Source organism: Agrobacterium sp. NPDC058088, assembly GCF_042885035.1.
Taxonomy (GTDB): domain Bacteria; phylum Pseudomonadota; class Alphaproteobacteria; order Rhizobiales; family Rhizobiaceae; genus Agrobacterium.
Map to the genome: position 1 here is coordinate 12,697 of NZ_JBHVSU010000001.1, position 26,947 is coordinate 39,643.

Genomic DNA, 26,947 nt, shown 5'->3' on the forward strand with positions numbered 1-26,947 from the left:
TGTTTCCAGTGGCCTAACCTGTTGGTGATCCTGGGGTTCCCGCCTGTCGCCTGTCAGCTATTATCTTTGCAAAAGTCTCGGGTCTGATGTCGGCGACGGCATTCTTTTTGCGCGTGCTGTTGCCAACAAGGCTCTCGAAAAGCGCCATATATTGTGCGGCACTCTTGTCCCAGGAAAAATTAGCCTGCATGGCCTGCCCCTGAAGCCGTCGAAAAAGTTCGCGGTCATTATAGGCGTCAATAGCGCGGTCCAGCGCTGCGCGCAGATCGTCTGTATTCGCCGGCTCGAATTGAAAGCCTGTCGCCACGCCCGCCTCAATGGCCGCGTCATTCGCATCGATAATGGTTTCCGCCAGCCCGCCCGTGCGGCTGACGATGGGCAGCGCGCCATATCGCAGCGCGTAGAGCTGCGTCAGCCCGCATGGTTCGAACCGTGAAGGCTGGATGATGAAATCCGAGCCGGCCTGGATCATGTGCGCAAGCCGTTCGTCATAGCCGATATGGGCGCAGACCAGCTCCGGATAACGCTTTGCCAGCGCCTGCAAGCTGTCTTCCAGTGTCGTATCCCCCTCTCCGTGAATGATCAGCCTGCCTTTTCTTTCAATTATAAGCGGTACGACGTGGGGGAGGAGATCGATCCCCTTTTGCCAGGTCAGGCGACTGACCACGCCGAAGACGGGGCCTTGCGTAGGGGCAAGACCAAGGGCCTGGAGCAAGGCATATTTGTTGAGGCTCCGTCTCGTGGCCGTGGCAGCCGTGAAATTGGCAAGAATGTAAGGGTCCGTCGCCGGATTCCAGACGTCCTGATCGACGCCGTTGACGATGCCGCGCAGGTTCTCGCGCCGCTTAGCAAGCACGCCCTGCATTCCCATTCCCATTTCCGGTGTGAGGATTTCTCTCGCGTAAGTGGGGCTTACCGTCGTCACGGCCGATGCGGTCGTCAGGCCACCCTTCAAAAACGACATGTCGCCATAATATTCGAGGCAATCCACGGTGCAGAGGTGGGGCGGCAATCCGAGCACCCCCGCCCGCTCCAGTGGATATTGTCCCTGAAACGAGAGATTGTGAAGGGTAAGGACGGAGGGCACCTGCGGCGTTGCCTCGGCGAGGTAGACGCAGGTTAAGGCTGCGTGCCAGTCATGCGCGTGAACGAGATCGGGCTTCCAGCCGTCGATCGTACCGACTGCGATTTCCGCTGCAACCTTGGAAAGGACCGCAAAGCGCAGATCGTTGTCGGAAAAAGGCTCGCCTTTTGTGCCATAGGGATGGCCGTCCCTGTCGAACAGGTTCGCCGCCTCCAGAAGCAGCAGTTGTTGACCGTCGGAGACAACGGAATAAACCGATACCGGCTGCTCAAGAACAGTGGCACTCAGACATGGCTCCTTTCCGCGGATAAGTGGCGTGAGCCTGCGGTACAAAGGCAGCAATGTACGAACATCCGCCCCTTGTCTCGCCAGCGCCTCCGGCAGAGCACCTGCTGCATCGGCCAATCCGCCGGTTTTGACGAATGGAAACATTTCGGCCGTCACGGCAAGAATCCGCATTTGGCGCCTCCGGGAACCGCATTGATCTTAGATTGCGAGGAGCCCGGAAACAGGTTGGTGACCACCAAGCCGCCTGCCGGGAACAGGCCGGCATTACCTGTCCTGCTGGTGCCCTTGATGGGTCGTGTTAATCTTTATGTTTGCCTGCCGGCCCGTCTGGGTCGAAGCTTTCTGTTCCTGGACGGATGAGGCGTCTTCCGTGCTCAGGCGGCTGTTGTCACCGGGGCCCTGGTGGCTCCGGTTGTCTTCGGGAATGGGGAGTGTTTTCCGGGTCATGAGACAACCTCGTTCGGTATGAGTTCATTGGAGCAACCCGAACCATGCCTACGCAGGTTTGTTCCCGGTCCGCCGGCTGACTTTCATATTGTGAGCGTGTCGTTTCAAGGGTTGATCGACGGACGGAACAAGGCAACGTTCTACCCACCAGCATGGCGAGATGCAGGATTATCGGAAACCTCGGAGGTGAAAAACTAAGCTGAAATCGTGGCAGGCAGCCACCCGTCAGACCTGGAAGTCAGCCAACACGCAATTTGGTTCGGAAGTAGAGAGCGGCCAATTGCTGGAGTTTCGACGGATCGACAACGCCGCGATCATACATTTTCAGGACATAGCGGGCGACCTCTGCACGGCATAGAGCCGGGTCGCGTTCCGCAGACACTACATTTTCGTAGGCTGCCTTAACGATATTGATGTCTTCGTTTAGAAAAATTCCAGCACTCAGATATTCGTGATTGGTTTGCATTTCACCTCCTTGAAACGCGCTCGGCGTTTCATAGCGTGAGGGAAGATGCATTTATCTTATAGAGAAACGACCAAAGGTAAATGTCCGCAAGCGTACCAACGACAACTCGGAGCAGCCGTCCGGCCTACCGAACGCCCTCGCTCCCAACAGCAGTCAGGTCGTCAAGCACGGAATCAGAGCTGTATTTGCGCATAAAACGGGCGAGCATTCGATTGTTTTCCTGCTCGGGCACGCCGTAGAGATCGCCGGCATAGGTCTCAAGCATCTCGCGGTTCCTGATCGTAATTCGTCCCCTTTCGGAGCGAATGAACCCAAGGCTTTCCAGCACGTGGAGAGCGTCCGTCACGCTCGCGCGCCTGACTGCCAGCATGGTTGACAGGAATTCGTGGGTCAGTTGCAGTTGATTGCTTTCCACCCGGTCGTGGCACATCAGGAGCCAGCGGGCGAGACGCTCCGTCACGGACTGGGTGGCATTCGAAGATGCCGTGAATTGTATCTGTGTTCGTGAGACGTGCAGGGCGCAGACCAGAATGTCGAAGAATACCCGATGTTTTGAAACAAGCGCGTCAAACGACCTGATATCCATGAAAAGTCCTTCGCCCGGAGCCTGCATGACGATCTCGGTCAGGTTCGTTTCCGCGCCTGCTACAGCTCCCGCCGGCACGAACCCCTCTTTGCCGACAACTCCCGCCTCGGTCTTGCGCCCCGATTTGGTGACGACAACGACGGAAGCTATGCCGGATGACAGGAAGAAGACACCCTCGATGGCCCCGCCGGCGGGTATCAGTACGTCGCCCAGTGCGAGCTTGATAGGCCTGCACGCGTCTGTAACCTCAACCCTGACGTCATCGGGTAGATGAGAAAGCAGATTATTCGCTTCGCCATGGCTATCCGGTTGCTTCAGCATGACAGGTGCCTCCCTTTAATGTCTGATGCCTCCGCCTTGCGCCATCAAGGCGGAGACAATATTTTCAATGTCTTCCGAACGCCTGGAGAGGACAAAAGGTCCCGGTTCGCTATCGATGACCGCGTCGGGCACGAAAAAAAGATAGGGAATAGCTTCACCATCCAACTGCTCGGTGAGGCGTAGCAGGACATTTGGCTCGTAACGAACGTCGATAATCGCGGCGGTAAATTTCAGAGCGGCTTCACTCTCTATGAAACTGGCGGAATACGGTCCCTCAAGACCAATCTGCGCGTGAAACCAGGCCATTCTGATTTCCGGCGTCACGGTATCAGTCATGCCAATGATTGCGATGGTTAGACGTTGGACAGTCTGCATGCCTTACTCCTCGCATACGACCGCATGCGTGTGCCTTTCCGCCTACCATAACGACTGAGCAGGATGATTTCAGCCGCCCCATAGTCCGAATTTATCAAATAAGCGCGAGAGGGCTGGCGCGGCGTTGGGCATCGCGTCCCGATGACAAAAACCTCTTGCGACGGTTTTCCTCTCCGCCGTCCCGGTTCGGCGGAACAATTGCGGATGGGCGTTGTTGGGATGCCGCGCGCCCATGAGGAGGTATCGGATGCAGGCGAAAGACAATGACTCGGCTGATGCGCCACGGGAAAGCATCAGGCCTGAGCAGGATACGAACCGACCGATAAGCGAACGGCTCGATTCGAAGTTTTCACCCATCGGCGTCGATGACGGCGATTTTCGCGGCCGCAAACGTACCTGGAAAACCATGATGCTCTATGCGCTAGTGATATTTGCGCTGGCGGCCGCCATTGCGCTCTATTTGTTAATCGCGACGCATCCCGGTCGCGCCGCGTGAGCCGGCGTCGGCCCGTCATTTCGCCTAGCCTTTACCCGCCGCCAGATTGCGACCATCAGTCGACGGTGGAAAGCTGATTTCGGCGCTTCTGCGTCGCAGGGGAATATCCACCTGATGGGGTACTGCCACCATTACCTGAAGCGACCGGGACACCCGATTGGGGGCTGCGGTATCGGTCAGGGTCATATTGGTCGTGGGAGCGAAGCGTCTCACGTCTTCGGTCGGCAGCATATCGCTCTCCAGCAGCTTTGCTGCCGCGAGCGCCAGATGTCGGCTGGGATAAACGCCTCTCATGACATCAGAGATTATGACGGCCCATCCATTTTCATGCGCCATGATATGGTATTCGATGTTCTTTTTCATGGTGTTCAAGTCTCCCTGTCTGGTAGCCCCTAACCACGATTGGAAAAGCTTGTTCCCGATATTGAAGGCGGATGCGGCGGATTGGTTTCGCTAAGTCGTCCCGGCAAGAATTTCGCCTATTCGGCCATTCCCCGATGCGGCAAGGGACCCTCCTGCGAATTCGTACGGAAACGTACTCACTGTTTTCAGGCGATTTTCCGCTGTTAATATTAGCGCCGCATATTGTTGTTTTCGAGTGAGGGGCGAACCGGGCGAACCGCTATGCTTGGATCGGATTTTTTTGTTTGTAACCTGCTATTGAAAACCATGGGCATGGAAGGGCTGTCGCGGCTTGCGTCTCAAATGGAGCACGTCGATCTGCCGGCGGGATATCAGCTCGTTGCGGCTGGCGTGCCCGTTTCCCATCTCTGTTTCATCGAAACCGGTCTGGCATCCACCGTCGTTCATGACGATAGCGGTAAAAGCATAGAAACCGTGCTCGTCGGCCGGGAGGGAATCACCGGCTGGCCCGCTCTTCTGGGCGCTGAAACCACGCCGGATGAAACCGTCATGGGTGTCGGCGGTCGTGGCTTTCTGATCCCCGCCGTCGAACTGCGACAGGAGATGGAGAACGACGTGCGGCTGCGGGAGCTTTTGCTGGGCTATATCAATATCTGTCTGCTTCAGGTCGGCCAGCTTGTGCTGGCAAATGGGCAGTACAGTCTGCGTGAAAGGCTCGCGCGCTGGCTGTTGATGTGTCACGACCGGCTCGATACCGATGATCTGCCGATCACCCATGAGTTTCTCTCCACGGTTCTTGGGGTGCGGCGGCCGGGCATCACCAACGAACTGCATGTTCTCGAAGGCATTCATGCCATCCGTGCCAGCCGAGGAAACGTCCGGATCGTCAATCGAAGCATATTGGAAGGCGTTGCCGACACGACCTACGGCGTCCCGGAAAAAGAATATGAAAAACTGATAACTCGTATGCGGACGGACGTTGCGACGCCATCAGTCATGTCTGTCTAGTGCGTCGGCGAAGCGGACGACTTTCAATACTTCCTGCTGTTTACTACGGATGATGATGCATCCTTCCGAGATGTCGCGCCCTTGCAGGATTGCCTCGCTCATCAGGGCCCGGGCATCTTGGAGCGCCTCCTCGATCGCCCGGTCGAGCGACGGCAGATCGCTGCCTTCCGGATCATCGAGGATGTTTTTGCCGCTGATCACGGTGAAGAAAAATCTTGGCATCTTGGTTCCTCAGGAAAGACATGGTCGCCATAGGCGCACCGCGGCTTGTCCTCAGCCGAACTGTCGCAAATATTGCGCTTGTTTCTCAAGCCGGGCAGCAAGTTCGGAAATGCTCATATTGGTCGCGCATAAATGGATAGCGCATTCCAGGAATTGCAGTGACGAGCGCCTGAGAAAGTCCTGCTGCTGCTCATAAGCCATTCTGGAGATGCGATCGGATTTGCCGGATTTGTCCGTCATCGTCATGTTCCCTCGGATTGAATTTCTCTCGCGCCTAACCGGGGCAAAGCGAAATTGTTTCGAAAAAAGTTGCCCTGCTGTGTCGTTGTCTTTGCGGAACATCGTCGCCGCAAAGAGGTTGGGTGGGTTCGCAACCCAACCGGAGGCAATCATGACCAATAATTCTCCACGAGATGGCGCTCACGGCACCCCCGACCAATCACCCCGCTGGGAGGGGCCAAAGGAAACCCGCCGCAGATAACCTACAAGCGCTCAAAGAGCAGGGTTTGCGGAGGAGGTGGTGAGCGTGACAGTCACCATACCCATGACCCAGACCGAAAAATCGTAATTCGCCGGGAGAGAAACAATGAAAATGGCGAAAGAGAAAAAGAAATGGTCGCAGAAGGTGACCAAGGAAAGCGACGCGCTCGATCTTGAGAAAGACGTGTTCACAAAAAACGATGCCTCGGAGATTGCCAGATCGCTGAAAGCCTCGGCACAACAATCTGAGAGGCGCAAGACCAACCCTTTCAGGTCTGCGATGTCGATGCTGGTGTTTTATATTAACCGCGCCGGCCGGACTCTGCCGACCAACCGCAAAAAATACTGGAAGATGCTAAGGGGGAGCTTCGCAAGGAATTCGGCAAGCGGCGGTAGGACCGATCTTGCGCATTGCTCGTCATCGTTGCTCGTTCTGCCCGGTTGAGCAAAAATGCTTGTCACGACTAGCACCAAGCCGGAAACTCCAGTCTTCCAAAACCCGAAGTCTCAAATCATTCGACGGGGGACAAAGGGCATCGTCGGCTTCGGAGACTGACGGTTACGACCCATATCGGATCGTGAAGCGTCGATCGGGACTCAGCTCGAAATCGTGAAGCTTTGGATATTCATCCCCATCGCGCCGTGCCGACAGCGATTACAGGGCCTGTTGCCTGGCCAGTCGGCGAGCCGCCGAAAGGTTCGACGCTGATCGCGAAGGTGGTGCCTTCGGTGATGCTGTTGCGCATGTCAGCGGGGATTATAAGATCGCCATTCGTGCCGGGCTGGAAGACGCCGAGCGAGCGGGTCTTGCCGCCATCCATCACCAGCCACAGTTCCAGCGACTTTTCGTCGGTCTTGCCGGTTGCAACAGGCACAATGTGCATCCGTCCGGATTCCGCATCGTAGGAGGCGAGGAGATTAACCTGGCTGTCGGTCGTTGCAAGTTCGGCTACCAGCGGGGTGGCGCCCTGCCACTTTTCTGGGAAGGCGGCGTAAACGACGGCGGCAACGGCGGTAGCGCTGGTGGCAACCGAGATCCAGCGCCAGAAGGACGCGGAATTCCAGAGGCTGCCATTGGTATTGACGGTCCTGCTACCGAACAGGCGTTCTTCGATACGTGCAAGAACAGTGGCGCTCGGTGCCTGCTCCTGGTAGTCGGCATTGAAGTCGGAAAATTCCGCCTCCCAACGCTGCACCAGCTGTGCGAAAGCCTGGTCGTTCTGTATGCGTCGTTCCAGTTCACGGCGCTTTTCTAGCGGCACGACGCCCAGAACATATTCACCGGCGAGGATGTCGTCGCGCGAATGCTTGCCGCCGCTCTGTTCGCCTGTCGTCATCGCTGCATGCACTCTCTGAGTTTGAGAAGACTGCGCCGTAGCCAGGTTCTGACCGTGTTAAGCGGCACGTGCAATTCTTCGGCGAGTTCGAGATAACTCAAGCCCTCGACATAAGCCCGGCGCACCGCCTGCGCGTGCACGGTCTCAAGTTCGCGCATGCAGTCTTCGATCCTGCGGCCTTCATCGGCGAGAACGATCTGCTGCTCAGGATCGCGGGTGCTCTCGTCGGCAAGATCGTAGGCTTCCTCGATGTCGTCGGTAATGGGCTTGCGGGCGCGGATCGTGTCTATTGCATGGTTTCGGGCAATGGCGGCAAGCCATGTGGCGGGTTTGCCGGCGCTGGCGGCAAATGTTCGGGCCCGCTGCCAGACCTTGATATAGATTTCCTGCAGCGCCTCCTCGGCTTCCGTTCTGTCACGCAGGATTTTCAGGCAGATCGCGAAAAGCTTCGGACTGGTTGCCTGATAAAGCGAGACGAATGCCGAACGATCACCCATACCGACACGGTTGATTAGGCTTGCGATCTCTGTGGCCTGCATTCGAACCTTCCTTGCTGCGCTTCCTTTATAAAGTCGTCTTTCATGCGAAGACAAGGGTGGCAGAAGAGGAAGTTCGTGATGCGGGGGCCATAGGAAGATCGCGCTGACGCCGCGGCCAAGAGGAAGTGTCGTCATGATACGCCCGCCGAATTTTCCAGCGGGCCGAGGAGGCGCACCGTGACGAGATAACCGATGATGGCCGCCGCTGCGGAAACGAAGGTACCCCAAAGAAGATCGGCAATTGTGAGGGTGGTGGACCAGGTCTTCAAGGTGGCCTGATTGGTCAGGTCATAGGTGGCATAGGCCATGAAGCCGACAACCGCGCCGTAAAGCAGCGCCGTCGTCCATTCACCTGATAGAAGGGCCGGGCGTACGGCGAGAAAGGTGAGGCCGCCAGCGTAGATGAGATAAAACACGACCGCTGGCGCGAGTCGGAAATTGTCAGCCAGAAGATCGCCGATGGCCGGGCGGTAAAGACGCGATGCCATGGTGCTCAGCCAGATGAAATCGATCACCAGAAACGCGACGAGCGTGAAGAAATAGGCGGCGAAATAGGTCTTCATCGTTGTTTTCCTTTGCCAGGCACCTAGAGGGCGGCCAGTACGATTTATCGTCGATAATCAAACAAATGGCTGGAGGGGTTGCGTTCTACGCTAGTTGATCCGCGTCCAGCTTATTCCCTTGCATAGCAGGCCGGCGATGATGCAGCCCTTGGTGGTCATGCTGTTGCCGTCAACGGTGACCGTGATCTTGTAGGACTTATCCCTTTGCGGATCGAAGGCGGTTCCAGAATAGCTACCTGCCTCGCTTTGCTTGATATCCATAATCAGGCGATCGCCGGTCTTTTCCTTGGGTGTACCGGGTTTGATCCAGGTGTTGGTGGCGCATATCTTCCCACCGCAGGGCGCAATCACCACTTTCGCATTGCCGTCGCCGCGTGCCCAGTTGCCGTCGATTTCCGCTGCTGTGGCGCTGAGGCCAACCAGCATTGGAGACAGGGCGGATAAAATTGCCAATGCACTGACTTTCATCGTCTTTCTCCGTTTGTTGGCCCCGCCTTACCTGTGTTCGACCGTGTACAGGCCGACATTGATCGCTCCCTCTGCAAAACCTGCTTCGCAATAGCAGAGGTAATAGTCCCAGAGCCGCCGGAAGCGGTCATCGAAACCGAGCAGAGAGATGGTCTGCCACTTTGCATGAAAACGCTGGCGCCATTCCGCGAGCGTGAGCGCATAGGACCGGCCGAAAAGTTCCACCTCGGTTAGTTTCAGCCCCGCCTGACCAACCGCTTTTTCGAGAGCGGAGTCTGAAGGCAGAAAGCCGCCGGGAAAGACATATTTCTGAATGAAGTCGGCCTTGCGCCTGTATGTGGCGAAGCGGTTCTCCTCGATGGAGATGATTTGAAGCACCGCGCGACCGCCGGGCTTCAGGCAACGCTTCAGCGTTTCGAAGTAGCTCGGCCAATAGGCTTCGCCCACAGCTTCGAACATTTCTACGGAAACGATGCTGTCGAATTTCTCTTTGACGTCGCGATAATCCTGCAGACGAAGATCGATGCGGTCGGCTGCCCCTTCCTTTTCCGCAGCATTTTTAGCCCAGCGCAGCTGTGACGGAGACAGGGTGATGCCGGTGACATTGGCATTTTCACGGGTGGCGAGGTGGATGGCGAGCGCTCCCCAACCGCAGCCGATCTCCAGCACGTTCCTGTTCTCACCCAGTCGGAGCTTTTCGGTAATGCGCTCGAGTTTCTTCAGCTGTGCCGCCTCGAGGGTCGGTGTCGTCTCATCGAAAATCGCCGAGGAATAAAGCATGGAGGGATCAAGCCATTGCCGATAAAACTCGTTGCCGAGATCGTAATGGGCTTCGATGTTGCGGCGGCTGCCGCGTCTGGTATTGGCATTCAGCCTATGTGTAAGCCGGTTGATGAGGCGCATCGGCAGGCTGCCCTGCATCGACCTTTCAAATGCCTCGCTATTTTGTGCGGCGAAACGAATGAGCGCCGTCAGGTCAGGCGTCGACCAGTCATTCTCGATAAAGCCTTCCGCGAAGCCTATGTCGCCATTGACGATCAGCCGGCGGATTGCGCGCCAGTTGTGCAGCACGAGTGCGGCTTCGACGCCTTCCGATTTGCCTGATTTTTCTATGGTTCTGCCGCCGGGAAGGGTTATCCGCAGCCGGCCCCTGTCGATGTTGTTCAGCAGGCGATTGATGAGCCATGTGCCTATGCCCATGCGGCCATTGAGCGGAGCATTCTGCGCCGGTAGTTCCGAGAGATTTTCAAACGGGGTCATGAATTCTGGCCTCGATTTGCGACGATGAAGGGGAAACGAAGGAGACGGGCTCGATGGGCGGCAGCGGACGTTTTCTCAGCCGCACGCCCTTCAGCCAGATTTTCAGGGCTTCCCAGTGAATGCCGAGAATGACTTTCAGCGTGAGGAAGGGGATGGTGACGAAGGCTTTCAGGAGCGCGCCGTCGGTCAGCTCGACCCGTTTGGCAAGATGCCGGGCCGTGAGGACGGCGCCGTGATTGTCGAAAGTTTCAATGACGATCTTCAGCCTGTCACCGGGCGGGACAACGCGGAAAACATATTTGAGGTCCATATCCATGAAGGGCGAGACGTAAAAGGCCTTGCCGCAGCGCTGGACGATCTCTGCCCCCGTGCCAGCCTCCACCGGGATCAGATAAGCGTGTCGTTCGCCAAAGGTGTTGTCGACCTCCCAGAGAATGGCTTTAAGCGACATGTCGCGCCCATGGCAGAAGAACACGCTGAGCGGGTTGAAAGCCCAGCCAAGCAGGCGCGGCATGGTGAGTAGGCGGATAGGGCCGCCATCGACGGCAATGCCTGCCGTCTTCATTGCCGTCTCAATCTGCTGGCGCAGCCCAATGGTGCTGCCGTCGCCGCGGTCTTTATGATGAAATGAAAACAGGTTGAACCGGTCTACGGAGAAAAACCGTAATTTCCGGTCGAGCGTCTCCAGCTCATCGAGATCGAGGAGCAGCGAATAAATCCGGTAGGCGAGCTTATGGGTTTTAGGCTTGAAACGCGCATGCGTTACATGGCCGGGAAAAAGCGCTGAGGCGAGGGGAGGCGTCATGCCATCGCCTCCATGATTTCCGTGTCGGTTGCAATCGTCGCCAAATCCAGGCGAATGATCCGGCCGTTGTCGTCGGCAACTTTCCATGGACGGGAGACACCGCCAAGATCTTCGGCGACGGCAAGGCCAGCCTGAAGACCGTCTTCATGAAAACCGGATCCGAAATAAGCGCCGCAGAACCAGGTGTTTCTCAGACCCTGCAAGGCCCATAGCTCCTGACGCGCCTGTTCGGTGCCAGCATCAAAAACCGGATGGTGATAGGTTTCCTCGGCGATGATTTTTCCTTGATCCGGTTCCCGCACCGGGTTCAGCGTTACGAAAATGTCCGGGGCTTCACCCAGCGGCTGAAGCCTGTTCATCCAGTAGGTAATGCTAGGCTGGCTCGTTTTAATGCGCGTGTCGGCCACATAGTTCCAGCTTGACCAGGCAGCGCGGCGGCGCGGCATGAAACTGCTGTCGGTGTGAAGCACGGCACGGTTTTGGGTGTAGGAAAAAGCGCCAAGAATGCGCCGTTCGGCGCGTGTTGCATCCGCGAGCATGTCGAGCGCCTGATCCGCATGGGTTGCGATCACCACGTCATCGAAGCGCACGGCTTTGCCGTCCGCAGTGGTGATTTCGACGCCGCCCGGCAGGCGGTGGATGCGCTTCACCGGCGTTGAGAGGAAAATTCGATCGGCAAACGGCGCGGTGATGCGTTTCACATATTCGCGCGAACCACCGACGACTGTGCGCCAGACCGGCCGATTGCGCAGCAACAGCAGGCCGTGATTGCGGCAGAATTTGATGAAATGCGCCGCCGGATAATGGCCGACCTCCATGGCCGGCGTCGACCAGATGGCCGCAGCCATGGGATAAAGATGATCGTCGCGGAACGCTGAACCATACCGGTTGCGGGAGAGATATTCGTCAAGAGACAGATCGCCCATCAAATGCAGATCGCGTGGGGCGTTGCGGTAAAAGCGCAGAAGGTCCGCAAGCATCGCCCAGAAACGTGGCCTGAGGATGTTGGACTTCTGGGCCAGGAGGCCAAGGCCGGTTCCGCCGGAATATTCGAAACCGCCATTATCCAGAGAAACGGCGAAAGACATGTTCGACGCCGCTGTCGCCACGCCCAATTTCTGGAAAAGCGCGGTGAGATTGGGATAAGTCTGCTCGTTATAAACAATGAATCCGGTATCGACGTGGACTTGTCCATGGTCCGTGCTGAACGCCACCGTATTGGTGTGGCCGCCGATGCGGTCAGCCGCTTCGAAAACAGTTACATCGTGCCGTTGCGACAAAAGCCAGGCCGCCGACAAACCGGAAATTCCCGTTCCGACCACGGCGATGCGGCGCCGGCTTTGTTCTCTTTTCGCTTCGGTATCGAACATTTTTCCTCGCTATCGCACTGTCAATCCAGTCTTGGGGACCGCGACATGTACGAGGAGGCAGCCCGATCAGTTTCACCGGCGCATCGATTTTTTGAAATTTTGTCCGGCGCATGAAACTCTTTTGCCGGTCCGCTCGTATTCGCCATCACGAGACCCGACCTCAAACTGTTCAAAATGGCGAGCGAAGTGGTGATGTTTTCTGTAGTCCTGGCGCTTGCCATTCTCATCTCGCTTCTGATGGCGGGCGCTTGGGCGTTGCAGAGAGCAACCGGTTCAAGCGGCTGGATCGACACGGTCTGGGCGGCGACTGTCGGGCTTGGCGGAATTTTCGCTGTTGTTTTCGCCGGTGGAGATGGCTGGCGGCGCGGTGCTACACTTTTCCTGGTCGTTGTCTGGTCCCTGCGGCTTGCCTGCCATATCGGTATGCGCACGCGAGGAGGCGGGGAGGATCCCCGCTATGCAAAGCTTATGGAGCAATGGGGTAGCGCTGCCGCCCTGCGGCTATTCATCTTCCTGCAGATACAGGCAATCGCCGCGTTCGTGCTCGTTCTTGCGGTTTATCTTGCGGCAAGCAATACGCATGTGTTTCCGCGTATGGTTGACCTTTTCGCCATGGTGGTTGGCCTTGGCGCGCTTGCAGGCGAAGCGCTCTCCGACGCCCAGCTCTCGAAATTCAGAAAGACCGCAGCGGCAAAAAACAGTGTCTGCGAAACCGGCCTGTGGCGTTATTCCCGTCACCCCAACTATTTTTTCGAATGGCTTTTCTGGTGCAGTTTTCCGCTGTTGGCCATTCAGGGGCCGGCCTTGTCATGGGTATCGCTCGCCGCGCCGGCGATGATGTACTGGCTGCTTGTCCACGTCTCCGGGATTCCGCCGCTTGAAGACCATATGCTGCAATCGCGCGGGGAAAAATTCCGCGCCCTTCAACAACGCGTCAACGCCTTTTTTCCGGGGCCGCGCAAGAACGAGGACAGGCCATGAACATGCTTGCATTCGCCATCAATGCCGCCGAGCGCGCGCCGCTCAGCGACAGCGTGACGCTCGCCGGAATAGATATGCTCTGCGCACGGACGAAACGGCGGCTTGCCGTTACGCCAGCGGATGCGGAAGAGGCTTTCGCGGCGGATATGGTGAATTTTCCCGTCGCCAGCCATACCGACGATGCGAACAAGCAGCATTACGAAGTGCCAGCCGCATTTTTCGCGCTCGTTCTGGGAGAGCAGCGCAAATATTCCTGCTGCTATTATGACGATGCCACGACGACGCTGGATGAGGCTGAAAATGTTGCTTTGGCCGAGACCTCCAACCATGCCGGCCTTGAAGACGGCATGGATATCCTGGAACTCGGCTGCGGATGGGGTTCGTTATCCCTCTATATGGCCGACCGCTTCCCGAATGCCCGCATCACATCAGTCTCGAACTCCGCGTCGCAGCGCGAATATATAATCGGTCGTGCCCGAGAACGGGGGCTTTCAAACCTTTCCGTCGTGACGGCCGATATGAATGATTTCACGACGGAAGATCGGTTCGACCGTGTCGTATCGGTGGAAATGTTCGAACATATGTCGAATTGGCGCGCGTTGTTCGAGCGTGTTCACTCCTGGCTGAAGCCGGACGGCAGGTTTTTCCTGCATGTGTTCAACCACCGCGACCGATCCTATCGTTTCGACCACAACAATCCTGCCGACTGGATCGCCCGGCACTTCTTCACCGGCGGCATCATGCCGGCCTTCGACCTTCCGCATCGCTTCAATGAGTTTTTCACCGTCGAGCAGGAGTGGCGCTGGTCAGGCTCGCACTATCGTCGAACAGCGCTCGACTGGCTCGAAAATTTCGACAAAAAAATTGACCGCATCCGACCCATTCTGCAGCAAACCTATGGCGCCGATGCTCGGCTGTGGGAAAGGCGATGGCGATTGTTCTTCCTGGCAACCGCGGGGCTTTTCGGGCATGAGGGCGGTGATGTGTGGGGTGTAGGGCACTATATTTTAAAGAGGGTTTAGGCTCAGGACTCACCGATTACAGCCGGCAGATGCCGGTCGCGGCTCTTGTCGTATTTGGCGTCCTCGTTTCTGGAGTCCCGACCCGGAACGCAGGGAGAGATCCTCTTCGCCTGTAAAGTGTTACGAAACCAGTCGGCATCATAACCACGGTCAGCTTCGGCGCATCGCACCACCTGAGGCCGTTGCGATTCACGACGATGACGACTTCCGTCTTAGATGTCCTTTGCCAGACGCAGCGCATCGTAGATCGCGGCATGGGTGTTGCGTGCGGCGACGGCGTCGCCAATGCGGAAGAGCCTGTATGTACCGGCCGCATTGCGCTCCACTGTCTGGGTCGTACCTGCCAGCAGGGCATCATAGGAGGTTTCGCCGAGGTTTTTCGAACCGGGTTTGAGCTCGAAATAGAGCTCGTCCAGTGGCACCGTGCCGTGATTGACGACGATCTGATCCACGGTCCTCGATTTAGCAACGCCGCCATAATCGCTGCCGACATGGGCAATGAGCTGGTTGCCGTTTCTTTCCGCCGCTTCCAGCCGGTAGGTGACGGTGAAGGTGACATCGAGTTTCTGCAGCGCACGCATGTAAGGGACGAGGTTCATGGCCATGACCTCTGGCGCAAAAGCGCGGTCCGGCGTCATGATCTCGACCTTCGCGCCCGCCTTTGCCAGACATTCGGCGGCCTGTAGGCCGGCATGATCGCCGGCATCGTCGAAGACCAGCACGTTCGTGCCCGGTTTGACGTCACCGGAGATGATATCCCAGGCAGAAACGACGAGGTCGTTGCCCTTTGCAAGCACGTCGGTATGCGGTAGTCCGCCGGTGGCGATGATGACCACGTCGGGGTTTTCGGAAAGGACCGTGTCGGCTTCCGCCCAGCTGTTGAAATGGAAGGTGACGCCGAGCCTTTCGCACTGGCTCACGCGCCAGTCGATGATGCTGATCATTTCGCGGCGGCGCTCGCTTTGCGCTGTCAGGCGTATCTGGCCGCCGGCATCGTTCGCGGCCTCGAAGACGACAACGTCGTGGCCGCGTTCGGCGCACACACGCGCCGCCTCAAGCCCGGCCGGACCGGCGCCGACGATGACCACCTTCCGGCGCTGCGCCGCTCTGGTGATCTCATGCGGCATGGTTTCTTCACGGCCGGTTGCCGCATTGTGGATGCAGAAGGCGAGACCGCCCTGATAGATACGGTCGAGACAATAATTGGCGCCGACACAGGGGCGAATATCGTCCTCGCGTTTCTCCATGATCTTGCGCACAATATGCGGATCCGTCATGTGCGCGCGCGTCATGCCGACCATGTCGACCTTGCCGGAGGCGATCGCATGGCGGGCGGTCGCGACGTCCTGTATCTTGGCGGCATGGAAGGTGGGGAAGCAGGTCGCTGAACGGATTTCACCGGCGAAATCCAGATGCGGCGCATTGGCCATGCCCTGAATGGGAATGACGTCGGTCAGGCCGGGATCGGTGTCGATATGACCCCTGATGACATTGAGATAGTCGATCAGCCCGCTATCCTTCAGCCGTCTGGAGATTTCGAGGCCCTCTGCCTTGCCGGTGCCACCCTCGAGACATTCGTCGGCGGTATAACGGACCCCGAGAATGAAATCGTCACCCACGCGTTTTCGCATCGCCTTAAAGACATCGAGACAGAAGCGCATGCGGTTATCCAGCGAGCCGCCATAAGGTCCATCAAGCTCGTTGGTCAGCGGGGATATGAACTGGTCGATGAGGTGGCCGTAGGCTTCAAGCTCAACGCCATCCATGCCACCGGCCTTCATGCGTTCGGCGGCATCGGCGAAGTCTTTGATGACGCGCTCAATATCCCAGTCCTCTATCTTCTTCGGAAAGGCTCGGTGCGCCGCTTCCCGCTGATGGGAGGGGGCGAGCACTGGCAGCCAATCGCCCTTGTCCCAGCGGGTGCGACGGCCGAGATGGGTCAGCTGGATCATGATCGCCGCACCCTGCTCATGCACGGCATCAGTCATTTCCCTGATCCACGGAACGATTTCATCCTTGTAGGCAAGGAGATTGTTGAAGACCGGCGGGCTGTCTTTGGAAACGGCGGCGGAGCCCGCCGTCATCGTCAGGGCGACGCCGCCTTTTGCTCGCTCCACCGTGTAGGCACGGTAGCGCCCCTTCGGCATGCCATCTTCCGGATAGGCTGGCTCATGCGAGGTGACGATGATGCGATTTCTTAAAGTGAGGTGTTTCAGCTGGTAGGGCTGAAGAAGAGGATCATTCGACATGCGCCATGCTCCGGAGATGTTTCGTGACAGGAGGCTAAGCGGGAATGTACATATGTGTCAATTAAGAAAACATAGGTGTTTGTTACTTCGACATAGATGAACATTCGTGTTGTCGCGCATAGGCCGATTTGATAGGAAATCATCATGGAAGCGACATTAAACGAGACAGGCTGGCGCGGTTCGTATGAGGGGTGGCTCGAGGCCGCCTATCAGGCCCTGCTGGAATCGGGTGTGGATTCCGTCAAGATCCTGCCTCTGGCAAAAAAGCTCAACCTGTCGCGCACCAGCTTTTACTGGTTCTTCAAGGACAGGGAGGAGCTGCTGGCTGCGCTCGTCTCTCGCTGGCGTGAAAAGAATACGGGCAGCATCGTCCGGCAATCAGAGGCCTATGCCGAAACTCTTGCCGAAGCCATGCTGAATATTTTCGATTGCTGGCTGGATTCCTCGCTTTTCGACAGCCGGTTCGAATTTGCGGTTCGAAGCTGGGCTCTGCAGTCGAGCGAGATTCTTGCGGAGGTTGGCAAGGCCGACGAGATGAGGATGGCCGCACTTTCACGCATGTTCAGGCGTTTCGGCCATGGTGAAACCATGGCGGATGTGCGTGCCCGCACCACCTATCTCGTGCAGATCGGCTATATTTCCATGCAATCCGCGGAAGATGTGGCGGTGCGGATGCAGAGGATTCCCGACTATATCGCCATCTATACCGGCGAAGTGGCGCAGCAGCGCGAACTCGACCGGTTTTATGCGAGACATGGGTATAGGCCGGGTTCGTAGGCCCAGGGTCTGGTTGCCTGACGCGTCTGTTGCGGTGGCATGTGCAGAATGACTCGCCGGCCGGCTGGCTTCCTGCAATGTTGCTGCAACATTCACCCACCAGTGGTGTGGACGGCAAGGATTCATCTTGGGGAACGTCATTGCGAATCTTGCTTCTTGAGGATGAACCCGAAATGGCACGCGCGCTTCTTGAGGCGTTGCGCCGGCGCGATGTGCTTGCCGATCACGTGAGCACCATCAGCGATGCCGATGCTCTCGCGCGTGACGGCTCTTACGATGTTCTGGTTCTGGATCGCCGTCTTCCCGATGGCGAAGGGTTGAACTTGGTGGCTTCGCTTCGTCGCAGCAAACACTCCGTCCCGATCCTTGTTCTGACGGCGCTCGGAAGTGTCGATCACCGTGTTGATGGGCTGGATGCGGGGGCGGATGACTATCTTGCCAAGCCTTTTGCGATCGAGGAACTGCTCGCCCGCCTCAGGGCTCTTCACAGACGTGGTCCTTCTCTTTCGGACAAATATGCGCATTTCGGAAATTTGCGCATTGATCCGCGCAGCAATGAAGTCAGCGTTGCCGGTGCCATCATCGAGTTGCGGCGTCGGGAATATCTTGTTCTCGAAGCGCTGATGCGGCGTCCGAACCGCATCGTGACGCGGTCGAACCTGATTGAGGCCGTTTATACGCTTGATGACGAGATCGAGTCCAATGCTCTCGATGCGCATATTTCCCGCATCCGCAAGAAGCTGGCGCAGGCGGAAGCGACGGTGGAGATAAGAGCCGTGCGCAATATCGGTTACCTCGTCCGGTTGAAGACATGAAGAAGCCACACGGTCGATCCCTGCGATGGGGGCTGATGAAGCGTCTTTTCGCGTTGCAGGCCTTCCTGCTTGTCCTGTTCGTCATCTTTCTCATCGGCTGGATATGGATCATCGATCCGCGGCTCGAAGGCGCCAATGAAGAGGCAGCCCGCATTGTTGCGGAAAGCGTGACAAAGGAAGGACAAGGCAGGCCGCAACTATCGGCGACGCCGGAACTGGCGGAGCTGAAACGGCGTTATCCGAATCTGTGGTTTGTGGTGCGGGACGTCAATGACATCGTGTTGCAATATGGCGTTGTCCCGGCGCCTCTGCTGTCAGCAGCGTTTCCCTGGGGTTTCGACCGCGCGCGTCTGGAGGCGGCCGGAACAGTGCGCGCCACCGTGGAAAACCACGATACACCCGCGGGGCGGCTTCAGGTCATAGCCGGCACGGAGGAAGGAATCCCCAGTGACGGCCTGAGTATCTGGATCAATGTCCAACTTGATCTGGAAAAAAATGCCGAGGGCGCCATTCGCTGGCTGACCGTTCTGCCGGCCCTGGGCTTCATCATCCTGATCGCCGTGGTGCCGATGCTGATCCTGACTGGCATTGCGACACTGCTTGTGACCCCACGGGCGGTCGGGCGGTCTTTAAGCGGGCTGATGGAAACCGTGAAGCAGGCGCAGTCCATCGATTTCGAAAACCGTTCCGAGCGTATCGACCGTTCGAAAGTACCCGTTGAAATCATCCCGCTGGTGGATGCCTTCAACGTGGCGCTTTCGAGACTCGATGACGGGTATAATCGCCGAAACCGCTTTCTTGCCGACGCCGCGCATGAGTTGAGGACGCCGATTGCAATCGTGCGGACCAGAGCCGATCTTCTGCCCGATGATGCGCTGAGCCGGCAGATACGGGCGGATATCGATCGTCTCACCCGCGTTGCGCATCAGCTGCTGGAAATGCAGGCGGTGGGTGCGCTGGAACTGCCGGCGGAGCCGCGCGATCTCAATCAACTTGTCGAGCGTATAGCGACCGACCTTGCACCGATTGCGATGGATGCCGGTTACGAATTCGATTTTGAGCCAAGTGCAAGTGCCGCCATCTTTACCGTGCAGGCGTCGATCATCGAGATGGCGGTCGTCAACCTCGTTCGTAATGCGATCGATCATGCCGGCGGCAGGGGTGCAATCACGATCCGGATCGACGCGATGGGCGCCATCGAGGTCTGTGATGAAGGGCCGGGCATACCCGTTGCGGAGCGCGCGCAGGTATTTGAGCCGTTTCATCGCATCAATACGAATTCGCCGGGAGCAGGCCTTGGGTTAAATCTGGCCCAGAAGGCCGCCGAGCTTCATCATGGCCGCGTTCTGTTCGTTGATCTCAATCCCGGCTTCTGCGTGCGGCTGGAAATCCGTTCCGTCGTCTCGAAAGGCGTGGCTGCTGGAAATCCTTAAAATTCAGTTAAAGAAATTGGTCTAACTATATTAAATAAATCAATTATTTTTAATAAAACTAGTCGCGTGCAATGCAGGCGTAATTCTCGCGGGGAGAATGCCCGTATCTGCTGAGCTCATCCGGATGTCATGCCGATCGGGCGCAGGAGACGAACGGGAACCGGTTTCCGGTTCTTCAACGCGAACTGAAACCTTGCGGGCGCCAAACCGTGGCGCTGCGGTTTCGTCTGGAGTCATTCATGTCGATCATCAAGAAATCACTTGCTGTCGTGACTATCGCCGTTGCGGTTGCGGGCAATGCTCACTCAGCCGATCTTACCAACTACAATACGCAGCAATCCTTCGATTATGGCAGCCAGCCTGCCTTCTCGTGGAGCGGAGCCTATGTTGGTGCCCATGGTGGCGTCGCCTCTCCGAAATTCAGCCCACTGGCCAGCGGCCGCGGCCTGACGGGTGGCGTTCAGGCAGGGTATAACTTCCAGTTCGGCTCCGGCGTCGTCGGTGCGGAAGTGGAAGGCTCCTATCTTGGAAACGATGCGCGTGTGCCGAATGGCCGGTTGCGTGAGCGCTTCCGTGGTGCAGCCAAGCTGAAAGCCGGTGTGGCGCTCGACCAAACACTTCTTTACGGCACTGCCGGCCTGACCACGACGAAGTTTAAGGATGGCAATGGCGTGACGGGTCCCGATGGCTGGAAACAGGGTTATCTGGTCGGCGCCGGCGTCGAACAGAGCTTCGGTGGCGGCCTGTCGGCAAAGTTTGAATATAACTATGTGAACACGGGAAATGTGGCCACGACGACGTCAAGTGGCAAATCGAAGACCGATGTCAGCGATCACGTCATCAAGGCCGGCCTGAACTATCGCTTCTGATCGGCCGGCTCCATGAAGGCTTCCAGGGAGAACTCAAAAAAACCGCCGCTTTCAGCGTGGAAGCGGCGGTAGAACGGCGCGGAGCGCAAAACAGGTGGCGAGGGCGGGCCCGAAATCCGGACAGGGTCACTCGCATTCGAGCGAAGGCTGCCGGAAGCTCGTCACGTACCATTCGTTGCCGGAATTGCGGGTGTAGAACGTATAATAACAATCGATGCGCTCGATATAGCCAGGTGTTTCGGACACTTCGTAACGCTCTCCACGCCGTGTTGTGCGCACTTCGCCGCTAGATGAACCGGCGACGGCCTGTGTCTTGTTCTTGCGCCACTGATAGGCTTGCTGGCCGGGTCCGAGGCTGTAAATATTGTCCGGCGGCCCATAATCCAGCATCACGCTGGTAATGGGTGCACCGATATAGCTTTTCATGACGGTTGATGCGCAGGCTGTGAGCAGTATCGACGAGCCGGCAATGAGAAAGATTGCTGCCGGGACTGCAAGCGAGGCTCTGTTGGACATGGAGGTTCCTTTCTGCGGTAACGTTTCGCAGGCATAGGAACCGGTTGTTGCAAGTACATTGCACGGCATCTGCGCAGACGCTGGTGCGCGCCTGTCGGCTGCTGCGAGCCGAAAACCCGCAGCTGACGCATCACCCCTTGCGGGACACTGGCGCGATCGTGGCCATTTGCTGCAATGTCCGCTCATTGGTCCGCTTCAAGCGCGCCAGTGCATTGTCGCGATCTTCCGGGAGCGTGTAGGTCATGTAGGATAGCGACGTTTCGAGGTCGTTATTGTTGTGGCCGAGAATGGCGGCGAAATAGCTGTTCTTGGTCACATGGGGCGGCGCGAAATTGTGATAGGCCACTTCCGCATAGAGGTGTCTCAGGCCATAGGGTTTGGGAAGCTCTTCCTTCGGCCAGAAATCCTCGAACAGGTTAAAAACCGTGTCGCGCAGCAGCAGACGGGTTTCCGAGGAAAAATCGTCGATCGACATGCCATGCCATAATTTCCCCTGTCCACTGTCGCGCAGGCGCTTATAGGCAGCGAGCACGGTTTCGGAGCGCGTCAGGACCGGAATTTCATAGGTAATTCCGAATTTCGTGCCCTCGCCCTGTTTCGTCTTGGCCTGACCGTTGAACAGGATGCTCCATTTGGAGATGCCCTTGCCATAGGGGGCAGGTGAAAACTCCGCCTGGGTGAAGACTTCATAGGGGCGGCGTCCCGTCATGCCGATGAGGCCGATGCCGATCATCAGGGGATCGCTGGACTTGAGACAATCCTCGCAGATCTTCAGCACCTGCCGGTAATTCTCGAATGTGATGAGCGCGCCGTGCTTGTTGGCGATCTTCTCCATCTTCACCCGGCGTGCCTCGTCATACATTGCGGCATCGCCGGTGGCGATCTTCAGCATCGGATGGTCGTCACCGAAGGCCTCGCGGATGGCGTTACGATACTTGGTGATGTAGGAAATGATCGTCGTCTGGGCGCGGCCCTTCATGACGGCGATTTCGGCGTCCCACAAGGCCTGCATTTCCTGCTTCGTGCCCATGCCGTTCATCGCGGCGATGAAATCGGCGATGCGAAGGAGAACCGTTGGTTTGCGGCCGGCGGTATTGAATTCCGCCCGCTCGATTTTTTCGACAATCGATGTCGCCACCCCGGTTTTCGGATAATCGGCCCGGGCAATATAGGTATTCAGCCGCTCGCGCAGCTTCTTCATGTTGCAGATGGCAAGCGGGGTGCTCTTTGCGCCGAACTCGGCCTTCAGCGCATAGCGATATTTCATGATGTAAAGTTCGAGTGTCTTTTCCGTGCGGCCATTATCGAAATGGTAGCGGACCTCGGCATCCCAGAGATCGCGGATTTTCCTGTTTCGCGAAGCGTCGTCGCTTTTCATCGCCACTTTGACCTGGCTGACGAATTGATCGATGCGTTCCACGAGGACCGGTGTTTTTGTTTTTCGTTTTGCGGCGAGCATGCGGCGGCTCCCTGAACCGGTCCGGAAATATAAAATCCATGGTTGGCGATCAACAACAGAACGGTTGCGGGAACGTGATGAACATTCGCCGCAGGCCGGTTTCTTTTGAATAATAGTTTGATCGATTCCGCAAGCTTCGCCGCGAGCGGGAACTAAAGGTGCAGGCAGTAATATGCTGCCTGCGGCGCCCGTTGTGGCTGGTTATCTCGCCAGCCTGGTTTTCAGCGAGTTGACGATGCGTTTGGCAAGCGCCTCGTAATCCTCGTCGAAATGGTGCCCGCCTTCGATGCCGATGGTTTCGACGCCCTTTGCCTTGAGGCCGGGGCAGGGGTCTTCATCCTCTTCCTCGGTGCCATAAACGCACTGCACCAGCTTTGGATCGATCTTGGCGATATCGTCGACGGTCTTGCCGCCCTTGCCTTCGCCGGCCACACCAAGCCATCCCTGAACGGAGATTTCGAAATCCACTTCGTTGGAAAGGCCGAGCAAAGAAAGCTGCGCGACGGAGGATTTCACCCGGTCGGGCAGGAGATTATAGGTGGCGGGAATGATGTCGGCACCGAAGGAATAACCGATCAGCACCACATTGCGGACCTTCCACTCCTTGCGATAGGTGTCGATGATGCGGGCGAGGTCACTCGCCACGTCCTTCGGCTCCTTCTCCTTCCAGAAATACCTGAGAGCATCGACGCCGATGACCGGCACGCCCTGTTTCTGAAGGGCGCTGCCGACTTCCTCGTCCAGGTCGCGCCAGCCGCCGTCGCCGGAATAGATCACCGCCATGGTGTCCATCACAGGTTTTGCTTCAAGTACCGTGATCGGCAGGCCGAGCGGGTTGTCGCTGTCTCCAGCCGCATCAACCTTGTCGGAAAGGGTCTGGGTGAGCACATCGTTGGCCTTGTCGGTTACGTCGGTAACGTCGATGTCGGAATGCAGTTTTACCAGGGCGTTGACGTGATCACGGCCCTTCTGGTCCGCTTCGGGTGTGAAGATGACGCTGACCGGTGCCGGCAGGGCGCCGTCGGTGAGGCCGTAGACGGTTTCGCCATCCACCTTATCCTTCGTTGCCGGCGTGCAGAGGATCTTCTGCAGCGGCAGGCCCGCCTTTGGATCGACCGCGACAGCTTCGCGCACGGTGGAAACGGGGCTCTGGGCGATCATCGCCAGGGCAAGCGTGCCGCCTTTGCCGATGCCGGTCACGATCGGCAGACGGTAGCTGCCGGTGCCGGCGGTGCGCTGGATCTGCTGCGAGAGCGACTCGATGTCCGAGATCATGTAGATGCACTCGTCATCATCCGCCTCGAGCGCTTTCAGATATTCCTTGAAGTCGATACCGACTACGGCCGCGCCTTTTTCGACCAACGCCTTGGCGCGGGTCTCATCGGCATCCGTCCAGCCATTGGCGTCGGAGATCAGGAAGATGCTGGCCTGAATATCTCCGTCAGGCACCATGATGTGGTCGGCCGGGATCATGCCCGTATCGTAAGACGGCTTGTCCTGGGAAAATGCGACGGACGAGGCGAGTAGGGTCGAAGCGGCAACGAATGCCCCTATCAAGTTGCGTTTCATCATTTGCCGATCACTCCTCTGACACCGCCGCTGATCAGGACCGTCGCATCCATCAGCGCCAGAGCGGCGTCTGCGCCATTCTGCACGGCAAGGTAACGCGGTTCCCATTTCGGGTGGAACTTTGCCTTGAAGGCGCGAAGTCCCTTGAAGTTGTAGAAACGCTCTCCGTGTTCGAACAACGTGCTGCCGATACGGTCCCAGACGGGCGCGGCGTCACGCTTCGACATGCCGGACATCGGCGCCATGCCGAGGTTGAAGCTCTGGTAGCCCGTTTCCTTGAGATGCTGCATGATGCTGACGAACAGGAAGTCCATCGCGCCGCGAGGCGCGTCGGGCGCAAACCGCATGAGGTCGATGGTCGCTTCCTTTTTGGTGTCCGTCACCATGAGGTTGGCGAAGGCGGTGATCTTGCCGTCCTTGCGCAAGACCGCGACCGGCTGCGAAAGAATGTAGGCGGGCTCGAAAGCACCGAGCGAGAAGCGTTTTTCGCGGGTATTGTGATGCTCAAGCCAGCCGTCCGAGACCTGTTTCAGATCATCGAGAACGGCTGGAACATCGGCCTTTTCGATCAATTCGAAGCTCAGCCCGTCGCGTGCGCCACGGCTCAGAGACTGGCGAAGTGTCGCGAGCTTGCCGCCCTTAAGCTCGAATGTGGTGAGATCGACAAGGGCGAGTTCCCCAAGCTTGAAGGCGCGCAGGCCCGCATCGGCACAATGCGACAGAAGCGAAGGCGATATTTGATAGAAGGCCGCACGGGCACCGGCGGAGCGGGCAGATTCCACGAATTGCCAGACGAGATCGGGGAAATCCTCCTCGTCACCGACAGGATCGGCAAAGGCGATCCAGGAGCGGCCTTGAATGCCATACATGATGAAGGCATTGCCTGTTTCCGAAAACATCACATGCTTGTCGCCCATGCGCACCAGATTGGCGTCCGCGGCGTCCTGCGTCATGACGATTTCCGTTGCCTTGGTGATATCGTCCGCCTCGATGGTATCCGGGCGGAACCGGACCGGGCGCATGAGGCTGAAAATGGCGATGGTCGAGGAGGCAAGGACGAGGCCGAGAAGGGCGCGCAAGCCGCGCGGCGCTTCTTCCGAAAACTCGAATTCCCACCACAGCGTGTGGCTATAATCCGTGTCGCGGTAGACGAAGAGCAGAATGGTTGCCGCACCGGCAATGATGACCATCATCGCGGCGATCCAGCTTGGACCGAGCGCCTGTTTCACCAGCGAGGCGTGGCGGTTGAAGCTGCGCATATTGAAGGCGAGCGCCACGATGAAGAGTCCGAGGAAGATCGCCTCGAAAACTGCGATGGCCTTGAGGATGGAGAGGATGAGGGCCAGGGAAGCCGCAACGAGTGCGATCCACCACGCGCCGTCCAGTCTCTGCCCGAGGCCGCGGGAGGCGACGACGAGGCCGAGGCCGAGAATGCTCGTCAGGAAGTGTGCGCCTTCGATGATGGGCAACGGCACGAAATTCGAGAGGAAATCAAGATTGCTGTCCGGCGTCGGCGTCACGCTCGAAAAGATCAGCATGGTGCCGAGAATGAGCGCGAAGGTGGAGAGCAGCGGTGGAGCGAGCCTGACGGCAAGCTGGCTGATATCCGACACAACGGGTTTGGCCGCGAACTGTTTCGTTTCGGACACGATCATCACAAGAATCGCGACCACCAGCGGCAGCACATGGTAGATGACGCGGTAAAGAACGAGGCTTCCGAGCAGCTGATCGACGCTGATGGCATTGCCAAGACCCGCCACCATGACGGTTTCGAAAACACCGAGGCCGGCGGGCACATGGCTGAGAACGCCGAGACCGACGGCCGTGGCGTAGATGGCGAAGAAGGTCGGCCAGCCGAGATGGGTTTCCGGCAAAAGCACATAGAGCACGGACGCGGACGCGGCGATGTCAAAAGCGGAAACCAGAAACTGCTGCGACGAGGTGCGGCTGTCAGGCAGGCGCAGCCGCCACTTTCCGAGCTTGATGACCTTGCCGTTGCGTCCGATATAGGCCGTGGTCACGAGCACCGCGATGATCGCGAGCGAAACGCCACGCAGAACGGCGGGATCAACGTTGATAATCGAGGCGATGCGCGGCGCAACGATGAACGTGGAGATCGCGCTTACCGATAGAAGCCCGAGGCCGAAAGAAAGCGTGACGAAGGCGATAACGCGGGCGATATCACCCGGCGAAAGACCGAGCCGGGAATAGGCGCGGAAGCGGATGGCGCCGCCGCTCAGCGGACCGAAGCCGGCCGTATTGCCGATGGCATAGGCCGCGAAGGCCGTGACCGCCATCGATGGAAAACGGACTTTCTTGCCGACATATTCGATGGCATTCGCATCGTAGAAGATCAGTGCGAGGAAGCTTAGTGCGGTAAAGACGATTGCCAGCAGGACGGCGGAAAACGACGTGCCAAGAAGAGCGGCGATGACATCGTCATATCGTACTTCCGATGTGAGACGGTAAATCGCAAACGTCATCATCACGAAGATGAGCGTTATGGCAATGGCCGTCAGATAGGGCCGGTTTCTGGCGAAAAAGCTTTCAACCGGGGATTCTGTAATATCCGTCTCTATAACTTCGCTCTTGTCTGCCATTTACTTTTTCCAGCGCCAGTCCCGTTGGTTGGCGAACCACAGGATTGTGTCGCTAATTCGTTTCGGTTGAGGAAATTTGCTTAGCAGAATTGCATGACGTGTCGATGTGAAGTTTGTGTAGATCGTCGCCAGATTTTGACAAATTTAACAGCCGGAATGCAACTTGGAAATGTGCGATC

The 26,947-nt window shown here is 57.7% G+C and carries 27 protein-coding genes and 2 pseudogenes; 9 read left to right on the forward strand and 20 right to left on the reverse strand.

All coding sequences use genetic code 11. The annotated features are described in order from the left end of the window. Nucleotides 1-13: 13 nt before the first annotated feature. The 4 genes from glgA to ACFVTJ_RS00100 form a co-directional block, all read right to left on the reverse strand. Nucleotides 14-1,543 carry a glycogen synthase GlgA gene (gene glgA / locus ACFVTJ_RS00085; RefSeq protein ID WP_386903547.1) on the reverse strand — a complete coding sequence of 510 codons (1,530 nt, stop codon included), beginning with the start codon at nucleotides 1,541-1,543 and terminating at the stop codon, nucleotides 14-16. A 514-nt stretch (nucleotides 1,544-2,057) separates the two neighbouring features. Next, a complete protein-coding gene (locus tag ACFVTJ_RS00090) occupies nucleotides 2,058-2,285 on the reverse strand; it encodes a hypothetical protein (protein WP_114835921.1) in 228 nt (75 codons plus the stop codon). Between the two features lie 124 nt (nucleotides 2,286-2,409). Continuing rightward, nucleotides 2,410-3,192, reverse strand: coding sequence for a Crp/Fnr family transcriptional regulator (locus ACFVTJ_RS00095; protein ID WP_386903549.1), 783 nt, complete (start codon nucleotides 3,190-3,192; stop codon nucleotides 2,410-2,412). Between the two features lie 15 nt (nucleotides 3,193-3,207). Next, on the reverse strand, nucleotides 3,208-3,567 hold the full coding sequence (locus ACFVTJ_RS00100) for a hypothetical protein (RefSeq protein WP_386903551.1): 360 nt from the start codon (nucleotides 3,565-3,567) through the stop codon (nucleotides 3,208-3,210). Nucleotides 3,568-3,814: 247 nt separating this feature from the next. On the opposite strand from ACFVTJ_RS00100, the gene ACFVTJ_RS00105 reads away from it, so the two are divergent. After that, nucleotides 3,815-4,063 (forward strand): hypothetical protein, encoded by a 249-nt coding sequence (locus ACFVTJ_RS00105; protein ID WP_386903553.1) that lies wholly within the window; start codon nucleotides 3,815-3,817, stop codon nucleotides 4,061-4,063. Between the two features lie 24 nt (nucleotides 4,064-4,087). On the opposite strand, the gene ACFVTJ_RS00110 is transcribed toward ACFVTJ_RS00105, so the two are convergent. Continuing rightward, nucleotides 4,088-4,426: a hypothetical protein gene (locus tag ACFVTJ_RS00110; protein ID WP_386903555.1), complete on the reverse strand. Its 339-nt coding sequence runs from the start codon at nucleotides 4,424-4,426 to the stop codon at nucleotides 4,088-4,090. Nucleotides 4,427-4,687: 261 nt separating this feature from the next. On the opposite strand from ACFVTJ_RS00110, the gene ACFVTJ_RS00115 reads away from it, so the two are divergent. After that, a complete protein-coding gene (locus ACFVTJ_RS00115) occupies nucleotides 4,688-5,434 on the forward strand; it encodes a Crp/Fnr family transcriptional regulator (RefSeq protein ID WP_386903557.1) in 747 nt (248 codons plus the stop codon). On the opposite strand, the gene ACFVTJ_RS00120 is transcribed toward ACFVTJ_RS00115, so the two are convergent. Together ACFVTJ_RS00120 and ACFVTJ_RS00125 are read right to left on the reverse strand one after the other, a co-directional pair. Then, nucleotides 5,417-5,656 carry a DUF6894 family protein gene (locus ACFVTJ_RS00120; protein ID WP_386903559.1) on the reverse strand — a complete coding sequence of 80 codons (240 nt, stop codon included), beginning with the start codon at nucleotides 5,654-5,656 and terminating at the stop codon, nucleotides 5,417-5,419. The genes ACFVTJ_RS00115 and ACFVTJ_RS00120 overlap by 18 nt on opposite strands. A 51-nt stretch (nucleotides 5,657-5,707) precedes the next feature. After that, complete coding sequence (locus ACFVTJ_RS00125; RefSeq protein WP_386903561.1) at nucleotides 5,708-6,049, reverse strand: hypothetical protein; 342 nt, start codon at nucleotides 6,047-6,049, stop codon at nucleotides 5,708-5,710. Nucleotides 6,050-6,242: 193 nt separating this feature from the next. On the opposite strand from ACFVTJ_RS00125, the pseudogene ACFVTJ_RS00130 reads away from it, so the two are divergent. Beyond that, a pseudogene (locus ACFVTJ_RS00130) lies at nucleotides 6,243-6,532 on the forward strand (DUF3175 domain-containing protein). A 230-nt stretch (nucleotides 6,533-6,762) separates the two neighbouring features. Here the strand turns inward: ACFVTJ_RS00130 and ACFVTJ_RS00135 are convergent. The 7 genes from ACFVTJ_RS00135 to ACFVTJ_RS00165 all read right to left on the reverse strand — a co-directional run bounded on the left by ACFVTJ_RS00135 (nucleotide 6,763) and on the right by ACFVTJ_RS00165 (nucleotide 12,478). Continuing rightward, on the reverse strand, nucleotides 6,763-7,473 hold the full coding sequence (locus tag ACFVTJ_RS00135; RefSeq protein ID WP_386903562.1) for an anti-sigma factor domain-containing protein: 711 nt from the start codon (nucleotides 7,471-7,473) through the stop codon (nucleotides 6,763-6,765). Further along, a complete protein-coding gene (locus ACFVTJ_RS00140) occupies nucleotides 7,470-8,012 on the reverse strand; it encodes a sigma-70 family RNA polymerase sigma factor (RefSeq protein WP_386903564.1) in 543 nt (180 codons plus the stop codon). The genes ACFVTJ_RS00135 and ACFVTJ_RS00140 overlap by 4 nt, the downstream gene beginning before the upstream one ends. A gap of 131 nt (nucleotides 8,013-8,143) precedes the next feature. After that, nucleotides 8,144-8,575 (reverse strand): DUF2177 family protein, encoded by a 432-nt coding sequence (locus tag ACFVTJ_RS00145; RefSeq protein ID WP_386903566.1) that lies wholly within the window; start codon nucleotides 8,573-8,575, stop codon nucleotides 8,144-8,146. Between the two features lie 90 nt (nucleotides 8,576-8,665). After that, the gene (locus tag ACFVTJ_RS00150) at nucleotides 8,666-9,043 is read right to left on the reverse strand and encodes a DUF2147 domain-containing protein (protein WP_386903569.1); all 378 of its coding nucleotides are present in this window, start codon (nucleotides 9,041-9,043) and stop codon (nucleotides 8,666-8,668) included. A gap of 27 nt (nucleotides 9,044-9,070) precedes the next feature. Continuing rightward, nucleotides 9,071-10,303, reverse strand: a complete 1,233-nt coding sequence (locus ACFVTJ_RS00155) for a class I SAM-dependent methyltransferase (protein WP_386903571.1) — start codon at nucleotides 10,301-10,303, stop codon at nucleotides 9,071-9,073. Continuing rightward, entirely contained in the window at nucleotides 10,290-11,108 is an 819-nt protein-coding gene (locus tag ACFVTJ_RS00160; RefSeq protein WP_386903574.1) for a DUF1365 domain-containing protein, read from the reverse strand. Before ACFVTJ_RS00160 ends, ACFVTJ_RS00155 begins: the two co-directional genes overlap by 14 nt. Then, nucleotides 11,105-12,478 (reverse strand): NAD(P)/FAD-dependent oxidoreductase, encoded by a 1,374-nt coding sequence (locus ACFVTJ_RS00165; RefSeq protein ID WP_386903576.1) that lies wholly within the window; start codon nucleotides 12,476-12,478, stop codon nucleotides 11,105-11,107. The genes ACFVTJ_RS00160 and ACFVTJ_RS00165 overlap by 4 nt, the downstream gene beginning before the upstream one ends. A gap of 192 nt (nucleotides 12,479-12,670) precedes the next feature. On the opposite strand from ACFVTJ_RS00165, the gene ACFVTJ_RS00170 reads away from it, so the two are divergent. Beyond that, on the forward strand, nucleotides 12,671-13,459 hold the full coding sequence (locus tag ACFVTJ_RS00170) for a DUF1295 domain-containing protein (protein WP_386903579.1): 789 nt from the start codon (nucleotides 12,671-12,673) through the stop codon (nucleotides 13,457-13,459). Then, nucleotides 13,456-14,481: an SAM-dependent methyltransferase gene (locus ACFVTJ_RS00175; protein ID WP_386903581.1), complete on the forward strand. Its 1,026-nt coding sequence runs from the start codon at nucleotides 13,456-13,458 to the stop codon at nucleotides 14,479-14,481. Before ACFVTJ_RS00170 ends, ACFVTJ_RS00175 begins: the two co-directional genes overlap by 4 nt. Nucleotides 14,482-14,519: 38 nt before the next feature. On the opposite strand, the pseudogene ACFVTJ_RS00180 reads toward ACFVTJ_RS00175, so the two are convergent. Both ACFVTJ_RS00180 and ACFVTJ_RS00185 read right to left on the reverse strand, forming a co-directional pair. Next, nucleotides 14,520-14,636, reverse strand: a pseudogene (locus ACFVTJ_RS00180) (IS5/IS1182 family transposase); the annotation flags it as partial. 57 nt (nucleotides 14,637-14,693) lie between these two features. Then, on the reverse strand, nucleotides 14,694-16,730 hold the full coding sequence (locus tag ACFVTJ_RS00185) for an NAD(P)-binding protein (protein WP_386903583.1): 2,037 nt from the start codon (nucleotides 16,728-16,730) through the stop codon (nucleotides 14,694-14,696). A gap of 144 nt (nucleotides 16,731-16,874) precedes the next feature. Between ACFVTJ_RS00185 and ACFVTJ_RS00190 the strand changes: the two genes are divergently transcribed. The 4 genes from ACFVTJ_RS00190 (at nucleotide 16,875) to ACFVTJ_RS00205 (ending at nucleotide 20,624) form a co-directional block, all read left to right on the forward strand. Then, complete coding sequence (locus ACFVTJ_RS00190; protein WP_386903585.1) at nucleotides 16,875-17,507, forward strand: TetR/AcrR family transcriptional regulator; 633 nt, start codon at nucleotides 16,875-16,877, stop codon at nucleotides 17,505-17,507. A 140-nt stretch (nucleotides 17,508-17,647) separates the two neighbouring features. Then, the gene (locus tag ACFVTJ_RS00195; RefSeq protein WP_386903587.1) at nucleotides 17,648-18,322 is read left to right on the forward strand and encodes a response regulator transcription factor; all 675 of its coding nucleotides are present in this window, start codon (nucleotides 17,648-17,650) and stop codon (nucleotides 18,320-18,322) included. A 35-nt stretch (nucleotides 18,323-18,357) separates the two neighbouring features. Further along, nucleotides 18,358-19,755 carry an ATP-binding protein gene (locus ACFVTJ_RS00200; protein ID WP_386903590.1) on the forward strand — a complete coding sequence of 466 codons (1,398 nt, stop codon included), beginning with the start codon at nucleotides 18,358-18,360 and terminating at the stop codon, nucleotides 19,753-19,755. A gap of 239 nt (nucleotides 19,756-19,994) precedes the next feature. Continuing rightward, entirely contained in the window at nucleotides 19,995-20,624 is a 630-nt protein-coding gene (locus ACFVTJ_RS00205) for an outer membrane protein (protein WP_386903592.1), read from the forward strand. Nucleotides 20,625-20,750: 126 nt separating this feature from the next. Here ACFVTJ_RS00205 and ACFVTJ_RS00210 read toward each other — a convergent pair whose 3' ends face one another. From ACFVTJ_RS00210 to mprF, 4 genes are all read right to left on the reverse strand, one after another. Further along, nucleotides 20,751-21,140 carry a hypothetical protein gene (locus ACFVTJ_RS00210; RefSeq protein ID WP_386903594.1) on the reverse strand — a complete coding sequence of 130 codons (390 nt, stop codon included), beginning with the start codon at nucleotides 21,138-21,140 and terminating at the stop codon, nucleotides 20,751-20,753. Between the two features lie 130 nt (nucleotides 21,141-21,270). Beyond that, on the reverse strand, nucleotides 21,271-22,599 hold the full coding sequence (locus tag ACFVTJ_RS00215) for a telomere resolvase (RefSeq protein WP_386903596.1): 1,329 nt from the start codon (nucleotides 22,597-22,599) through the stop codon (nucleotides 21,271-21,273). A 201-nt stretch (nucleotides 22,600-22,800) separates the two neighbouring features. Continuing rightward, nucleotides 22,801-24,171: a lysyl-phosphatidylglycerol hydrolase AcvB gene (gene acvB, locus ACFVTJ_RS00220; protein ID WP_386903599.1), complete on the reverse strand. Its 1,371-nt coding sequence runs from the start codon at nucleotides 24,169-24,171 to the stop codon at nucleotides 22,801-22,803. Next, nucleotides 24,168-26,768 (reverse strand): bifunctional lysylphosphatidylglycerol flippase/synthetase MprF, encoded by a 2,601-nt coding sequence (gene mprF / locus ACFVTJ_RS00225; RefSeq protein ID WP_386903601.1) that lies wholly within the window; start codon nucleotides 26,766-26,768, stop codon nucleotides 24,168-24,170. The genes acvB and mprF overlap by 4 nt, the downstream gene beginning before the upstream one ends. Between the last annotated feature and the right edge of the window lie 179 nt (nucleotides 26,769-26,947).